This window comes from Pseudomonas sp. 34 E 7, from assembly GCF_900005715.1.
GTDB classification, from domain to species: domain Bacteria; phylum Pseudomonadota; class Gammaproteobacteria; order Pseudomonadales; family Pseudomonadaceae; genus Aquipseudomonas; species Aquipseudomonas orientalis_A.
The window spans coordinates 137,791-152,408 of record NZ_CVTX01000156.1 but is presented as its reverse complement, the minus strand read 5'-3'; the positions used below and the strand labels follow the sequence as shown (position 1 = coordinate 152,408).

Genomic DNA, 14,618 nt, shown 5'->3' with positions numbered 1-14,618 from the left:
ATGCGAATTTTGCTCGTTGCTGCCCTGGCCGTCAGTGTTGTCGGCTGCACCCGCTGGTCAATGGACCACCATTTGAACAACGCTTACCGTGCCTATGGGGTGGGCGATTGCGCGCGGGTCACGCTGGAGTTGTCCCAGGTCGACCGCGAGAGCCGCACCCGTCGTTATGTGCAACCCGAGGTTTCGATGCTGCGCGGGCAGTGCCTGGAGCGGCAGAAGCTGTTCGTCGATGCCGCGCAAACCTATCAATTCATCATCAGCCAATACCCGTCCAGCGAGTACGCTTATCGCGCCCGTGCCCGGCTCGATACCTTGCGCCAGTTGGGGCATGACTCCGGCGCAAGTGTGGCGCAACCACGGCCGACCTCGCTGTAGTGCTATTTGTCGCTTGAGAACTTTGTCGCTTGAGAACTGGCCTGGTGCCAGTCTTGGGCTATTCTTTGAATATCAGTTTGTACAACTTTCTATTCAAAACAGTGCAACGCCCGGATTCGGCAGCGGTCGCGTGACAACGCGCGCTTTTCACACCGATATCAGGGAGAGCGATGGGCTCGTTTCGAATCACTGGCTTTATGGGATGGCAACCTCACCATGTTTATCGAACGACGGATCGAACGGCATCAGCTGCCTTATTTCTTGCAGGTGTTCAATCGGCTTACGGACAAGCCAATCGGTTTTCTGGGCGACGTTTCCGAGGGCGGGCTGATGCTGATCAGCCAGTTACCGATGATGATCGGTGCAGACTTCGAGCTGCGCTTGAAAATTCCCGGGCTGCACGGCGAATTCCAGGCTGTTGATCTTACCGCGACTTGTCTGTGGAGCCGGGAAGACGTCAACCCGCAACATTACGATTCGGGGTTCCGCGTGCTTCAGGCATGCGAAGAATACGCACAGCTGATCAGCGCCTTGTTGCATTACTTCAGTTTCGATCCGCTGCAGGCATCCGCCTGAACGGCGGGTGCAGTCGGCTACGGGGGCCGTGTCCACCGTGGCCGTGCGCGTGCGTTCAGAACACGCCGGCTTTTTTCCAGCGCAGGTAACGCGTCACCAGCGCGGCGCCCAATGTTGACGGCAAGCTATCCAGCACGGTCAGCCCATGGGCACCCAGGCGGTCATGCAACTGGTTACGCATGTTGAGGTAGTCAATTGCGCCGCTGTAGGCCAATGCTTCGGGCAGGGTTTGTACCGGGGCCTGGCGCAGTTGATCGAGCACTTCCTCTCGCAAACTCGCGATCAGCACCCGATGGTGCCGACCAATGCGCTTGATCGCACTCACCAGTGCTTCATCGTCTTCATCACGCAGGTTGGTGACCACGATCACTAATGCGCGCCGTGTTTGCCGAGCCAGCAATTGGCTGGCGGCGGCCTCGTAGTCGGCTGTCTTGCGTGTGCTGTGCAAGTCATAGACGGCATTGAGCAAGACGTTCAACTGACCGCTGCCCTTGACCGGCGCCAGGTAACGCGGCTGGTCGCTGGCAAAAGTACACAGCCCGACTGCATCGCCTTGGCGCAAGGCGACGTAACTCAGTAACAGACAGGCATCCAGAGCGTGGTCGAAGTGGGACAACTCGTCGTCCTGGCTGCGCATGCGCCGGCCGCAATCGAGCATGAACACAATCTGTTGGTCACGTTCATCCTCATATTCCCGGGCAATCGGCGTGCGTTGTCGTGCCGTGGCTTTCCAGTCGATCTGACGCAGGCTGTCACCGTCGCGAAACTCGCGTAATTGATGAAACTCCAGGCCCGGTCCACGCCGCTGATGCTGGCGCACACCCAGTTGGCTCAGCCAGTTATCCACCCCCTGCAACTGCGCACCCGATAAGCGTGCGAAGTCCGGGTACACGCGAGTGGCGTCCGGGACGTCGAGCCAGCGCCGCGCCGACCACAACCCCAGGGGGCTGGGCAGATGGATTTCGCAGCGGCTGAAGCTGAAATGTCCACGTCGCACGGGGCGCACACGATAGCCCAACTCACCACGCTCGCCCGGGCGCAGCAAAATGGATTGCGGCAGGTTATCCACAACCAGGCCGTCGGGCACGTGATCGAATACCTGCACGGTCAGCGGCTGTGGATAGTCGTGTTCCAGTGACAGGCGCACTTCTCCCCAGCGCCCCAATGCCAGGCTGCCGGGCAGTGTCCTGCGCACACGTACCGAAGGGCGGCGGCGTAACCGTATGGCATCGAGCATCGCCAGCACCAACAGGGCCAGTAGCAGGCCCCAGGCGATTGCGTGCAAGGTCTCGGGCACCTTGACCTGCAAGGCCATCGACGCGCCCAGCAGGATACTGAGGGCCAACAGGACACCCAGCCAGGTCAGGAACAGACGGGTCGGTTTCATGCCGGCGTTACTGCCTGGGGGCCGCAATCTGGTCGAGCAACTGCTTGATCACCTGGTCCACCTCCAGGCCATCGATGTCCAGTTCGGGCGCGAGCCGTACGCGGTGACGCAGCACCGCCAGAGCGCATCCCTTGACGTCATCCGGGGTCACGAAGTCGCCGCCGCGCAACAGCGCACGGGCACGGGCGCCGCGAATCAGGGCGATAGAGGCCCGTGGGCCTGCGCCGATGGTCAAGCCCGGCCAACTGCGCGTGGCCCGCGCCAGGCGTACGGCATAGTCGAGCACCTGTTCATCCAGAGGCATGCCGCTGGCGATCTGCTGCATCTGTACCACGTCTTCGGCCTGCAGCACGGTACGCAAAGGTTGCACATCGAGCATGTCGGCCCTGGACGAGCGCGTCACTTCGCGCACCATGTCCACTTCCTGCTGCGCGTCGGGATAGTCCATGCGCACCTTGAGCATGAAGCGGTCCAACTCGGCTTCAGGTAACGGATAGGTGCCTTCCTGCTCGATCGGGTTCTGGGTGGCAAGCACCATGAACGGCGCGCCGATGGGCAATGCCTCGCCCTCCAGGGTGACTTGGCGCTCCTGCATGGCTTCGAGCAGTGCCGCCTGGGTCTTGGCCGGAGCGCGGTTGATTTCGTCGGCCAGTAACAAGTGGGTGAACAACGGCCCCTTGCGCAGCTTGAACTGTTCGGTCTGCAGGTCGTACACCGCGTGGCCGGTGACATCGCTGGGCATCAGGTCCGGCGTGAACTGGATGCGCGCGAAATCGCCGCCGAAACAACGGGCCAGCGCACGCACCAGCAACGTTTTGCCAAGGCCGGGTACACCCTCCAGCAGCACATGGCCACCTGCAATCAACGCGGTAAGCACGTCATCGATCACCGCGTCCTGGCCAATCACTGCCTTGCGTAATTCAATGCGCAGGGCCTGGGCCTGTTGCGTGGCGTTTTGGACAGTCTGTTCTGCGGTCAGGGTTGTAGCCGTTGGAGAGTCGCTCATAGGGCATTCCTGAGGGTTTGCAGGCACGCCACCCGTTGGCTGAAATCGGCGCTGGAGAGCCGTTTCAGCGCAGGTGCGCCGAGTGCCTGGCGGATGATAGGGGAGGGTTGTTGCGTCAGGTGTTCCAGCACCTGACATTGTTCTGCCATGTCGAGGTGTTCAAAGCCGGGGTGACGGCGGCGGGCGGTGCGCAGTAAATCCTGCTGCAAGGCTTGCAGCAAGGCGCCCTGGCCGCTGCGGCGTAGCAGGAAGTCGGCGCTGGCGCGCAAATGCTCCTGTAGCTGTCGACGCGCCTTGGGCGCGGGTGCCTGGATCGGGCCCTGGCGCATGCCGGCGTGCCAGAGTGCCAGGGCAAGCAGTGCGACCAGCGCGACGAGGGCCTGGGGGAAGTAACGAACCAGCAGGGTCAGCAGGTTGTCCGCGCCGCTGTTGAACAGCAGGGTGACGTCGGCGCCCTGGTTCAGGTACCACAGCAGCCAGGCATTGTCGTGCTTGCCGATGCTCGGGGTTTTCCACAGGTCGCTGTCGGTGAGCACCGTGACGCGGCCTGACCCGAGGTCAAGTTGCATCAGATGGCTGGACTTGGCGCTGTTGGCTGAAAACTGCGCCAGGTGCCCGGGGTCGGTAAGGTTGAAGTCGGTGTCAAAACTGAAATACGCCGGTGCGGTTTCATTGTCGACATACAGTTTAGTGAGGTCCGGCGCGATCTTTTTGCGCGGCACCGCCGGCTCGTCGAAGTCATCGCTAAGGGTTTGGTGAAGATTGAGACGATCGAGCAGCAGGTCGCCGCTTTTACCGGTCTCTTCATCCCATAACGCCTCGGCCACCAGTAACAGGTGCCCCCCGGCTTTTGCCCACGCCAGCAGTTGTTCGACCTGGCCTGGGGTCATGTTGCCACGCTCCCCCAGCAACAGCAGGCTATGGCCTGGGGCGGGCAGATCGGCAAGCCGCTCGAGCCCGTTGGCATGTGTTACCGCCAGGCCTTGCTGGCGCAGGAAATCCTCCGCCGCGAGGTAGGGGTTGGCCAGTGCGTCCGGCGATGGGCCACGATCCACAACCTCCTCATAGGGAATTGCCTTGTGCCAGGCATACAGGCCGCCCGCTCCCAACAGGCAGGCCAGCAGCGCGGCAATCCACAGTAATGGCCGTTTCATTGGCTGGCTCCGCTACTGAAGAGTGCGCGCCAATCGCTGCACAGTTTTTGCTGGGCGGTGCCGGGAGGCAGTCGATGGCCATAGGCAAGGTTTTGCCAGTGAGCGGTCAATTCGCGGCTGAATGCCAGCAACTGCGGTTGCTGCAACTGATGAACGCGCTCCAGTACCTGGCCCTCGGTATCGGCACTTTTGAGTGGCAGGTCGAACTCATGCAGCAGCCGGCTGAGCAGGCCGCGATACAGCAGGCCGAGGGCTTCCCGCGGGCGGGTGGGCCATAGCTGTTCGGCGGCGCTGGCGATATCGTCGGGCAATGTCTCGACCCCCAGTTCCAGGCCGAACAATTGGGCGGGCGCAGGTCTTGCGGTGATGGGTTGAGGTCGCCGCCTGCGGCTGACAAATGTGCGCAGCCATTCACGGTAGCGCCACACCACCAGGGCCAGCCCGCCAATCACCACGCTCCATAGCAGTATCTCCAGGCCTTGGGCCACGTGCCTGAAGGTGTTGCTGTTGAGGTTGTCGAGCAATTGCTGGAGCCAGGCAGGTAATTTACCGTCCCCATGGGCTTTGCGGGGCGTGGCGGGTTTTTCCTCGCCAAAACGATAACGGGTGACGGTTTGCGGATTCTTGAACGGCGGTTTTTCCAACAGCGCCTTGATCGATTGGCTGGCCGCCTGGGTGCCGAGGGGCTTGGGCTCAGCTGTCTGATCGGCCAGCGCCGATGGGCTCGGTTGCACCAGCGTGAGCCCGACGACCAGTAGCAACAGCGGCGCGACACCGCTCAGGCGTTGGCGCAACCGGCGAAACACCAGTTCCAGGTCCCAGGCTTCCAGGACGGTGCGACGGTTAAGGTACAGGCTGAAACCGCAGGCGATGTAGATGGGTTCCCAGAACACCAGGACCAGCGCATAGAACGCGTTGCTCAGGTGTTCCAGCCAGAGCCCCTGCGGGCCTGTCGCCAGTACCAGCCGCTGCCAGTCCCACTGCAGTTCAACCTGCTCGGGGATGAATAGATAGAACAGCGCCATGCACCCAAACCATAGGCCGATCTCCAGGTGCACCCCGATGATCGTCAGCCAGCGCGCGGCGCCTGCATTACGCTGTTGCAGTAGGCCCAGGCGCCTTTGACGTACTGGCCCATCCAGGCCTTCAAGCTGGCTCACCGGCAGCATGAAGCTGCGGCTCAGGCTCAGCCGGCGCCAGGTCAGGCTGGCGAACAGTTGCCCCCTGAGCAGGCGTGGCCACTGGCGAGCGGCCTGTTTCAGGCTCAGGGTTTCACCAAACAGGGCCTTGGAAAGAATGTACAACGGCAAGCGTTCGAAGGCGGGCTTGAGCCACCAGAACAGGAATAGGGCGTAAGACGGGTACTGCCACAGCAGCGAGGTGAGCAGCAGGAACACAGGCAGGCTGACCAGGGCCCAGCTGCCCATCAGCACTGCACGATGTTCACGGGCCATCAGTACGCCGAGGTCCATGGCTTCCCAGGAGGTACGCGGGCGGATGACCACGCTGGCGTCAGTCAGGCGCATGGCGAGTCCGGCCGGCGAAGATCAGGTAGGCGGCCACCAGCAGCCATAGTGCGCTGCCCACCAGGTATTTGATCCAGGGCGCAATGCTTGTGGTGGATGACCAGTAGGCTTCGATGAACGCTGCGATCAGCAGGAACACCATGACTGCGCAGAGCATCTGCACGCTTTTGCGGGCCGCCAGGCGCAGGGATTCGCTACGTGCCAACGGCCCTGGCGCGATCAGTGACCAGCCCAGTTGCAGGCCCGCCGCACCGGCCAGTGCGATGGCGCTGAGTTCGAAGGCACCATGGCCGATCACGAATGACCAGAAGGTCTGGCCGTAGCCGATTTCACTCAGGTACCCGGACACCGCCCCGATGGTCAAGCCGTTGAAGACCAGGAAGAACACGCTGCCCAGGCCGAACAGCAAACCGGCGGCAAAGGTCTGGAAGGCGATGCCGATGTTGTGCATCACGTAGTAGCCAAACATCATCCAGTCTTCGCTGGAGGCGCGTTCGGCCGCGCGGCCCAGGCGACTGGCGGCGGGGTCGTACATGCTTTGCATCTCGGCCACCTGTTGCGGGCTGACGATGCTGTAGATCAGGTCGGGAAACAGGTAGACCAACAGGGCTATGCCCAGCAGGCTGCCAAAGAACAGCAGGCTGGCGATCAGCACGAAGCGCCATTGTTCGCGTACCAGGCGCGGGAAGTCGGCGAGGATGAAGGCCACCACGTTCGCCGTCGTTTGGCTGCGATGGCGATACAGTTGCTGGTGGCCGCGCAGCGCCAGTTGTTGCAGACGGTCCACCAGGTAACTGCTGTAGCCGCGCTCCTGGGCCAGGGCCAGGTGTTGGCACAGGCGTCGATAGTGATAAGGAAAGTCGGTCACCTCGCAGGCTTTGCCTCGCTCCAACTGTTTCAGTTGTTCGGCGAAAGTCTGCCATTGCTGCTGGTGCCGGCTTTCAAAAAGGCTCTGCTTCATGTCGGCCCCAACAAACCACGGGCCACACCGTTAAGTTGCTCCACGGCGCGGGCCGGGGACACCTGCAAGGGCGCCGCGAGGATTGCAGCCAGTTCATGCACCCGCTCGGCAGACAGGTCGGCCTGGCGTTCGGCGAAACCGAGGATTGCGCGCTGTTCACTCAGCTCCAGCGCGAAGGGCAGGCGCAGGGCGGCTGCTTGAGGTAGGGGCGGACGGGCCAGCGACTGTTCGCGGTAGACCACCAGCGTGCCCGCCGCCAGGTCGCCGAGCCGCTTGAAGTGCGGATGTTGCAGGCAACTGATGGCGCCGAAGAAGTAGCCGAAGGGCAGCATGTCGACAAACCGCAGCAGGTTGCGGATCAGTGATGCCGACCAACCGATGGCGGTGCCGTCATCCTGTACCACCCGCAGGCCCATGACTTGCTTGCCGGGCGAGCAGCCCTGGTTGAGCACTTCGAACAGCACCATGTACCACCAACTGACCAGGAACAGCAGCAGCGCGCCCAGGCCGAGGCCGAGGTTGCCAAGCAGCGCCAGGGGCACCAGCAGGATGCCCATGATCACGCCACGCGCGAGCAGATCGAAGGCGTAGGCCAATGCCCTTGGCGCAAGGCCGGCAGGGCGCAAGGGCAGGTCGATACCCTCGGGGGTCTCGATCTGGTAGCAGGTATCCAGAGGAGCTGTTGGCATTGCGATCCTTGGCAGTGCGAAGCGACTGAGAGACACGGATGCTAGCAGTGTCGAGGCGGGAAGCAACCCTTCAAGATTTTACTGGATGTTTGTCCAGTAAGGTATCGCTGGCCCCTGGCCCCTTGCAGCGCCTAGACTTTGCCGGTCTTCAGCACAGGAACAGCCCGTGACCTCCATTTTCTGGTACGACTATGAAACCACCGGAATCAACCCGCGCAGCGATCGCCCGCTGCAGGTAGCCGGCATTCGTACCGACCTCGAGCTCAACGAGGTCGGCCCGCCGATCAATCTGTATTGCCGGCCCAGCGACGATATCCTGCCCCATCCGGCAGCGTGTGCGATCACCGGTATCACGCCGCAGGTCCTGGCGCACAAAGGCCTTGCCGAAGCGGACTTCATGACCCGGGTGCACGCCGAACTCGCGGCCCCCGGCACCTGCGGCGCGGGTTATAACACCCTGCGCTTTGACGATGAAATGACGCGCTACAGTCTCTATCGCAACTTTTTCGACCCTTACGCACGCGAGTGGCAGGGCGGTAACAGCCGCTGGGACTTGATCGATGTGATGCGTACCGCCTATGCCCTGCGCCCGGAGGGGATTGTGTGGCCCGAGCAGGACGGGCGCGTGACGCTCAAGCTCGAACGCCTGACGCAAGCCAACGGCATCGACCACGGCCAGGCCCACGATGCGTTGTCTGACGTGCGCGCGACCATCGCCCTGGCGCGATTGGTGCGTGAAAAACAACCCAAGCTGTATGAGTGGCTTTTCCAGTTGCGGAGCAAGCAACGGGTGATGGACCAGGTGCGCCTGTTGCAGCCGCTGGTGCATATTTCCGGACGCTTCAGCGCCGAACGGCATTATCTGGGGGTGGTCTTGCCGTTGGCCTGGCATCCGCGCAATCGCAATGCATTGATTGTGTGTGACTTGGGGCTCGACCCGCAGGCCCTGCTCGAACTGGATGCCCAAACGTTGCGCGAGCGCCTCTATACGCGGCGCGATGAGCTGTCGGCGGGCGATCTGCCGGTGCCGCTCAAGTTGCTGCACATCAACCGCTGTCCGGTCGTCGCGCCCTTGAAAGTGCTGCGCGCGCAAGATCGCGAGCGGCTGCAATTGGATATGGAGGTTTACCAGGCACGGGCGCTGCGACTAACTGACGCACAGGAAGTTTGGCGTGACAAGTTGGCGAGCGTTTACGCCGAGGAGGAATATGCGCCGAATGCCGATCCTGAGCAGCAGCTCTATGAGGGTTTTATCGGCGACCGTGATCGGCGCTTATGTGAACAAGTTCGCATGGCAGAGCCGGTACAACTGGGACGCCAGCAATGGCCGTTCGATGATCATCGATTGCCTGAATTATTATTCCGCTATCGCGCGCGTAACTTTCCTGAAACCTTGAACAATGAGGAGCAAGAGCGCTGGAGACTTTTCTGTCAGCAACGGTTGTCAGACCCGGTATGGGGCGCACCCAATACCCTGGCGGCATTTAAGCTGGCCCATCAGGAATTGAAAAACAGTGCGACAGCGTTTCAGTGCCAGGTACTGGGTGAATGGCAAGACTATGCTGACTCTTTAGCGGCCCGCCTGAATCTGTAGCCGAGCAACTGCAAAACATTCAGACAATAAAAAACGCCAGCGAGCTGGCGTTTTCAATGTGTCGCGTATCGGGTGCAGATCCGACCAGGCTTAGCCCAGCAGGGTAGCCCAACCTTCTACCACGTCACCGCCCCACTTGGCTTTCCACTCTTTCAGTGTCTTGTGATTGCCGCCTTTGGTTTCAATCACTTCACCGTTGTGCGGGTTTTTGTACTGCTTGACTTTGCGAGCACGTTTGGTGCCGGTAGTTTTCACAGCGCCACGCGGTGCTTTAACTTTCGATTCCGGATCCAGCAGCGCGATGATGTCACGCAGGGATTTGGAGTATTCGCCCATCAGGGTGCGCAGTTTGCCTTCGAATTCCAGCTCTGTTTTCAGCTTGTCGTCTTGCGACAGATTCTTCAAACGGGCTTGCAGCTCTTTGATAGCTTCTTCGGTGGCACGGTATTCGTTGATCAGAGACATGTGGACTACCTTATGTAGAACGCTGATTGACAGGGTGAGTGGCCTAATAATAGTCAGGCAATTTCATCAAGTAAACATTTAAGCAGCTATTTACGTGAATTAGATTGAAGTTTTTCGCCGCGGTGTGAAGTCGAGTTAATTATCGGGTACGCGGCTAAAAACAATCAGCTTAATTCTGCTAATTGCCGAGCTTGCCTGTGTAACGCCATATAACGCTGGTAAACCCTTACGCTGTTAAGGGGTGTTGCCAGCGCCAGGGATCAGAATAAGGCACAAGGAGTACTGCAGTTTTTCTGCGCAATCGCTAGAATGGCGGCCTTTGCGAAGTTCTGGAGTTTCCCCCTAATGCGCACTTTTCGGCTGGTGATTGCTTGCCCGGACCGGGTTGGCATCGTTGCCAAGGTCAGTAACTTTCTGGCTTCTCATAACGGTTGGATCACCGAGGCGAGCCATCACTCGGATGATCTCAGCGGTTGGTTTTTCATGCGTCACGAAATCCGTGCCGATACTTTGCCTTTTGGTCTGGAAGCCTTCCGTGAGGCGTTTGCGCCGATCGCCGAAGAGTTTTCGATGACCTGGCACATCACCGACACAGAGCAGAAGAAACGCGTCGTGCTGATGGCCAGCCGTGAATCCCACTGCCTGGCGGACCTGCTGCACCGCTGGCACAGCGATGAGCTCGATTGCGAGATTGCGTGTGTGATCTCCAACCATGACGACCTGCGCAGCATGGTCGAATGGCATGGCATCCCGTATTACCACGTGCCGGTCAACCCGCATGACAAGGAGCCTGCGTTCGCCGAAGTGTCGCGCCTGGTCAAGCAGCACGATGCCGACGTGGTGGTGCTGGCGCGCTACATGCAGATCCTGCCGCCGGAACTGTGCCGCGAATACGCGGGCAAGGTGATCAACATTCACCACAGCTTCCTGCCGTCGTTCGTGGGTGCCAAGCCTTATCACCAGGCGTCCCTGCGCGGCGTGAAGCTGATCGGCGCAACCTGTCACTATGTCACCGAGGAGCTGGACGCCGGTCCGATCATCGAGCAGGACGTGGTGCGCGTCAGCCACAGCGACAGCATCGAAGACATGGTGCGTTTCGGTCGCGACGTCGAAAAGATGGTGCTGGCCCGTGGCTTGCGTTATCACCTGGAAGATCGCGTATTGGTGCACGGCAACAAGACCGTGGTGTTCTGACCGACGCGTCTGGTTGAACAAGCAGGGGTCCGGGAGTAAAACTCTCCGGGCCCTTTTTATTTTCAGGAGGCGACCATGACCGACCCACTCGACAAGGCGACTTCCAGGCCACCCGCTACCCTGGGCGAGGGCTGTCTGAGTCGCTACGACCCGGATGCGCTGGGTGCTGAGGATGGTACTGACTTTCCCGGCGCCGCCCAGTTGTGGGAGCAGTTGCAGGAGGATGAAAAGCCGCCCGCTGCCCCCGGAAAAGACGCTTGAGCAGCGGCTTGCCCACCATCAACAGAAACACAGGCGCACCGGCGAACAGATAGAAGTAGTAGGTGACTGCCCGCCAGATCAGAATGGCCGCCGCCGCCGTTGAGTTGCCCACCATCGGCGCGAGCAATGCCGCCGACGTCAACTCCGCCGCCCCGGCCCCGCCTGGCAGCAGGCTCAATTGCCCTGCGGTCAATGACAGCATCTGGATCAGGAAGCTCCAGGCCCACTGCACCTGCCCACCCAGGCCGCGCAGCGCCAGGTACAACACGCTGTAGCGTAATAACCAATGCAGGCTGGTCAGCGCGAACACCCCGAGCAGGGTGCTCCAGGGCAATTTCAGCGTTTGGGTGAAGGCCGCAAGGAAGCGCAGCAGCCGACGGGCCCACCGCCGGCGGGTGCCGGCGCGCACTTTCATGGCCTTGAGTGCACTTCCGGCCAGGCGAATCAGGCGGCGATGAAAGCGCACCACCAACACGCAGCCGACGACGCCACCGACCATCGACACGGCACTGAGCCCCAACAGCTCTTCCAGGCGTGGGCTGAGGCTATGGAACAGCGCATACAGCACGATGCCCACCAGTGCGCAGAAAAAGAACAGCAAGTCACTCAACTGGTCCATGGCGAACACCGCGCTGCCATGGGCCGGCCGTATGCCGCTGCGTGCCAGCAGGCCCATCAGCGTGAGGGGCCCGCCGCTGCCGCCTGGGGTCGCGCACATGGCGAATTCGGTCGATATCACCACGCCCAGGCTTTTGCGCCATCCCAACCGAGCGCGCTGTGCGCCCAGCAATAAGCGCAGGCGCAGGCTGTTGATCAGCCAGCAGCCGATGATCATGGCAAACATTCCCAGTAATTGGAGCAGGGGAAACTGGCGCAGGCGCGCAACGGTTTCGCCGCCACCCAGCCACACCGGGATCACCAGCGCGACCAGCAGCGCCAGGCCCAGCCAGATCAGCCGGCGCATGGCAGCGTCGACAGCCACGCGGACTTGGTCTGTGGCGTGCGTCCATCCTCAAGCAGGCGCTCCAGGGTGTGCAGCCAATACTGACGGGAAAATTCGTGACGCATATCGACGGGGTGCAACCCTAACCGGATCACCGGTGCGGTCTGCCAGCGCTGCTCGCGTCGATCGCTCAAGACCTTGGACAAGCCTCGGCGCCATGCACTGCGCGCGCTCCACACCAGGCCCGGGGCGTGGATGGGCGTGAAGTCGGGCAGGCGATACAGGTGCTGCGGGTCGCTGGTGTAGCTCAGCGGTAACTGGCGCAACGCCAACCGGGTACCCTGGCTCATCAACCAGGCGGGTGCGACAAACCCTTGCAGGGGCCAGTCATTGCGCTGGAATACCTCAATGCCGTCGGTCAGGCGCTGCAAGGCTTCGGCTTGCGATAACTGGTAGAACTCGCCCTCATGGGTATAGATGCGCCGCATGAACCATTCCCGGGGTGTACGCGGCCGGGGTTGGTCGTCGCAGTGGTAATACCCGTGCAAGGTGAGTTCATCGCCCTTGGCTACCCGGTTGTCGAGCAGGCGCCGGAAGTCTGCATGGGTGGCCAGGGCGTTGTGATGATGAAAGTCCGGGACCACCAGCCAGGTGACAGGGACATTGCCGATGGCGTCGACGGCTTCGACAAAGGGCCGGTAATCGGCCCAGGTGCTCGGCGCCACGTCGTGCAGCACCAGCATGACTGAACGTTCAACCATGGGCGAGCATCGGCTTTTGTGTGCCGAGCACGGCATGGTAATGCCCCAGCAGACTGTCCACCACCGCATCCCATGCGTAATGCTGTTCGACATGGCGCCGCGCCTGTTCCCCCAGACGGCGGCTGTCGGCGCCAAACAGTTCGCGTACCGCATCGGCCATCGCCTTGGGGTTGTTGGGCGCGCAGAGCAGGCCGCAGCGCTCGTCGACAATCTCGGTAAAGGCTCCCGCCGCCACGGCGACCACTGGAATACCGCAGGCCATGGCTTCCAGAATGACCAGGCCGAAGGTTTCCTGGTCACCGCCATGCAGCAACGCATCGGCGCTGGCCATCAATCGCGCAACATGATCCGCCGGGCGGAAGCCATCGACCACGGTGACATTGTCCGGCACATGGGCCGGCATGCCGGAACCCACCAGCAATAGGTGATAACCCTCGCCCAGGCGCTTCATGCAGTTGAGCAGAACCGGCAGGTTTTTTTCCTTGGAGCCACGCCCGGCGAAAATCAGCAGCCGGGTGTCTTCATCGATCCCCAGTTCGGCGCGCAGGCCGGGGTCGCGTACCTGTGGCGTGAAGGTTTGCAGGTCGACGCCCAAAGGTTGCACGAAGACGTTTTTTACCCCAAGCCCAATGAGTTTGTCGGCCATTACCTGGCTGGGCGCCAGTACCCGATCAAAATTCCCATAGAGTTTGCTGACATAAGCTTCGACGTTGGGGGTAAACCAGGCGCCCATGCGGTTACGCACCAGCAGGGGGAGGTCGGAGTGATAAAAGCCGATGACGGGCACATCCAGCTGGCGCCGGGCGTCCAGGGCGGCCCAGGCGGTCAGGTAGGGATCGCCGACTTCGATCAGATCAGGCTGCAAATCGTGCAGAACATTTCGCCATGGGGCCAGGCGCAGGGGGAAGCGGTAGCCTTTGCCGAAGGGCAGCGGCGGCGCCGGCACCTGGAAAATACCATCGCGCTCGCTCAAGTGGGCGCCCGGCACCAACAGGCTGTGGCGAATGCCGGGCTTGAGCGCCAGGCGCCGGTGCTTGGCGTCCAGATAAGTGCGTACGCCACCGCTGGCCGGGGCGTAGAACATGGTTATGTCAGCGATATGCACGATGAACATCCCTCCGATCCATTGCTCTCCTTAACGTGGACCTGAGGTAAGGATAGATGTTCGATCGGGATTGGGGGCGTGCTGCGTGTTCGAGCTTGAAATGATGGGGGAGGGGGCTTGCCCTGATACCAGTCAGTTAAGCGAACACCGCCGTCTGTAGGAGCGAGGGGGGCGCCTAGCTCTTGCTCGCGAAAAACGTCAACGATAACGCGTGCTTCCTGAATGAACGCGGCGCCTGTGAGTTTTTCGCGAGCAAGCTCGCTCCTACATAAAGCAGCCGCACCCACCCGTAACCACGATGCGAAGCGAGTCGCTTTTGATTTTGATGTTGATCTCAGGCGCCCCGTTAAACCACGCTGGCCGAACGCAGGCTTGAATCCGTGGGTAACCCGGCAGGACGCCGGGTTAGCCGCACTGGGCCATGGATGGCCCATTGCGGCGGCCCACGGATTCAAGCCGGAGTGAGGGCACACCGAGCCTAAGCGAGGTGCCGAGTGGTGGGGCAAGAGCGTTTTGCTTACTTTTGCGCTTTTCAAAAGTGAGCCGCTGTAAAAGCGGAACCATTAGCAGCCGTGACCGCAGAAACGGATATGTACTCGGTCCAATCCAACATCCTGGTCG

The 14,618-nt window shown here is 61.3% G+C and carries 14 protein-coding genes; 4 read left to right on the top strand and 10 right to left on the bottom strand.

Annotated elements, in window-relative coordinates:
• Window positions 1-375: a tetratricopeptide repeat protein gene (locus BFP96_RS20020; protein WP_065887577.1), complete on the top strand. Its 375-nt coding sequence runs from the start codon at window positions 1-3 to the stop codon at window positions 373-375.
• Between the two features lie 216 nt (window positions 376-591).
• Window positions 592-951, top strand: a complete 360-nt coding sequence (locus tag BFP96_RS20015) for a PilZ domain-containing protein (protein ID WP_065895096.1) — start codon at window positions 592-594, stop codon at window positions 949-951.
• Between the two features lie 55 nt (window positions 952-1,006).
• Here the strand turns inward: BFP96_RS20015 and BFP96_RS20010 are convergent, their stop codons facing one another.
• The 6 genes from BFP96_RS20010 to BFP96_RS19985 are packed head-to-tail and all read right to left on the bottom strand — an operon-like array spanning window position 1,007 to window position 7,674.
• Window positions 1,007-2,338 (bottom strand): DUF58 domain-containing protein, encoded by a 1,332-nt coding sequence (locus BFP96_RS20010; RefSeq protein WP_065935147.1) that lies wholly within the window; start codon window positions 2,336-2,338, stop codon window positions 1,007-1,009.
• A 7-nt stretch (window positions 2,339-2,345) separates the two neighbouring features.
• Window positions 2,346-3,344, bottom strand: a complete 999-nt coding sequence (locus tag BFP96_RS20005) for an AAA family ATPase (protein ID WP_065887580.1) — start codon at window positions 3,342-3,344, stop codon at window positions 2,346-2,348.
• Window positions 3,341-4,498, bottom strand: a complete 1,158-nt coding sequence (locus BFP96_RS20000) for a DUF4350 domain-containing protein (RefSeq protein ID WP_065936879.1) — start codon at window positions 4,496-4,498, stop codon at window positions 3,341-3,343. Before BFP96_RS20000 ends, BFP96_RS20005 begins: the two co-directional genes overlap by 4 nt.
• On the bottom strand, window positions 4,495-6,024 hold the full coding sequence (locus BFP96_RS19995; RefSeq protein WP_065936878.1) for a DUF4129 domain-containing protein: 1,530 nt from the start codon (window positions 6,022-6,024) through the stop codon (window positions 4,495-4,497). The genes BFP96_RS20000 and BFP96_RS19995 overlap by 4 nt, the downstream gene beginning before the upstream one ends.
• Window positions 6,011-6,985: a stage II sporulation protein M gene (locus tag BFP96_RS19990; protein ID WP_065936877.1), complete on the bottom strand. Its 975-nt coding sequence runs from the start codon at window positions 6,983-6,985 to the stop codon at window positions 6,011-6,013. Before BFP96_RS19990 ends, BFP96_RS19995 begins: the two co-directional genes overlap by 14 nt.
• Entirely contained in the window at window positions 6,982-7,674 is a 693-nt protein-coding gene (locus BFP96_RS19985) for an RDD family protein (protein ID WP_065896387.1), read from the bottom strand. The genes BFP96_RS19990 and BFP96_RS19985 overlap by 4 nt, the downstream gene beginning before the upstream one ends.
• A 166-nt stretch (window positions 7,675-7,840) precedes the next feature.
• On the opposite strand from BFP96_RS19985, the gene sbcB reads away from it, so the two are divergent.
• Complete coding sequence (sbcB, locus tag BFP96_RS19980; RefSeq protein WP_065936876.1) at window positions 7,841-9,268, top strand: exodeoxyribonuclease I; 1,428 nt, start codon at window positions 7,841-7,843, stop codon at window positions 9,266-9,268.
• Between the two features lie 90 nt (window positions 9,269-9,358).
• Here sbcB and mvaT read toward each other — a convergent pair whose 3' ends face one another.
• The gene (gene mvaT / locus BFP96_RS19975; protein WP_003175830.1) at window positions 9,359-9,733 is read right to left on the bottom strand and encodes a histone-like nucleoid-structuring protein MvaT; all 375 of its coding nucleotides are present in this window, start codon (window positions 9,731-9,733) and stop codon (window positions 9,359-9,361) included.
• A gap of 345 nt (window positions 9,734-10,078) precedes the next feature.
• Here mvaT and purU point away from each other — a divergent pair, with 345 nt between their 5' ends.
• Window positions 10,079-10,927: a formyltetrahydrofolate deformylase gene (purU, locus tag BFP96_RS19970; protein ID WP_065936875.1), complete on the top strand. Its 849-nt coding sequence runs from the start codon at window positions 10,079-10,081 to the stop codon at window positions 10,925-10,927.
• A 115-nt stretch (window positions 10,928-11,042) separates the two neighbouring features.
• Here the strand turns inward: purU and BFP96_RS19965 are convergent, their stop codons facing one another.
• From BFP96_RS19965 to BFP96_RS19955, 3 genes are read right to left on the bottom strand one after another with little or no spacing between them, the layout of a single operon-like run.
• Window positions 11,043-12,152, bottom strand: coding sequence for a lysylphosphatidylglycerol synthase transmembrane domain-containing protein (locus tag BFP96_RS19965; RefSeq protein WP_065936887.1), 1,110 nt, complete (start codon window positions 12,150-12,152; stop codon window positions 11,043-11,045).
• Window positions 12,140-12,892 carry a DUF2334 domain-containing protein gene (locus BFP96_RS19960; protein WP_065896389.1) on the bottom strand — a complete coding sequence of 251 codons (753 nt, stop codon included), beginning with the start codon at window positions 12,890-12,892 and terminating at the stop codon, window positions 12,140-12,142. Before BFP96_RS19960 ends, BFP96_RS19965 begins: the two co-directional genes overlap by 13 nt.
• Entirely contained in the window at window positions 12,885-13,997 is a 1,113-nt protein-coding gene (locus BFP96_RS19955) for a glycosyltransferase family 4 protein (RefSeq protein WP_371914215.1), read from the bottom strand. The genes BFP96_RS19960 and BFP96_RS19955 overlap by 8 nt, the downstream gene beginning before the upstream one ends.
• Window positions 13,998-14,618: the final 621 nt, after the last annotated feature.

What these genes read in the sequence shown, in the direction of transcription:
- BFP96_RS20020 (WP_065887577.1), top strand. Translation starts at nt 1, where the DNA reads ATGCGAATTTTGCTCGTTGCTGCCCTGGCCGTCAGTGTTGTCGGCTGC.
- BFP96_RS20015 (WP_065895096.1), top strand. Translation starts at nt 592, where the DNA reads ATGTTTATCGAACGACGGATCGAACGGCATCAGCTGCCTTATTTCTTG.
- BFP96_RS20010 (WP_065935147.1), bottom strand. Translation starts at nt 2,338, where the DNA reads ATGAAACCGACCCGTCTGTTCCTGACCTGGCTGGGTGTCCTGTTGGCC.
- BFP96_RS20005 (WP_065887580.1), bottom strand. Translation starts at nt 3,344, where the DNA reads ATGAGCGACTCTCCAACGGCTACAACCCTGACCGCAGAACAGACTGTC.
- BFP96_RS20000 (WP_065936879.1), bottom strand. Translation starts at nt 4,498, where the DNA reads ATGAAACGGCCATTACTGTGGATTGCCGCGCTGCTGGCCTGCCTGTTG.
- BFP96_RS19995 (WP_065936878.1), bottom strand. Translation starts at nt 6,024, where the DNA reads ATGCGCCTGACTGACGCCAGCGTGGTCATCCGCCCGCGTACCTCCTGG.
- BFP96_RS19990 (WP_065936877.1), bottom strand. Translation starts at nt 6,985, where the DNA reads ATGAAGCAGAGCCTTTTTGAAAGCCGGCACCAGCAGCAATGGCAGACT.
- BFP96_RS19985 (WP_065896387.1), bottom strand. Translation starts at nt 7,674, where the DNA reads ATGCCAACAGCTCCTCTGGATACCTGCTACCAGATCGAGACCCCCGAG.
- mvaT (WP_003175830.1), bottom strand. Translation starts at nt 9,733, where the DNA reads ATGTCTCTGATCAACGAATACCGTGCCACCGAAGAAGCTATCAAAGAG.
- purU (WP_065936875.1), top strand. Translation starts at nt 10,079, where the DNA reads ATGCGCACTTTTCGGCTGGTGATTGCTTGCCCGGACCGGGTTGGCATC.
- BFP96_RS19965 (WP_065936887.1), bottom strand. Translation starts at nt 12,152, where the DNA reads ATGCGCCGGCTGATCTGGCTGGGCCTGGCGCTGCTGGTCGCGCTGGTG.
- BFP96_RS19960 (WP_065896389.1), bottom strand. Translation starts at nt 12,892, where the DNA reads ATGGTTGAACGTTCAGTCATGCTGGTGCTGCACGACGTGGCGCCGAGC.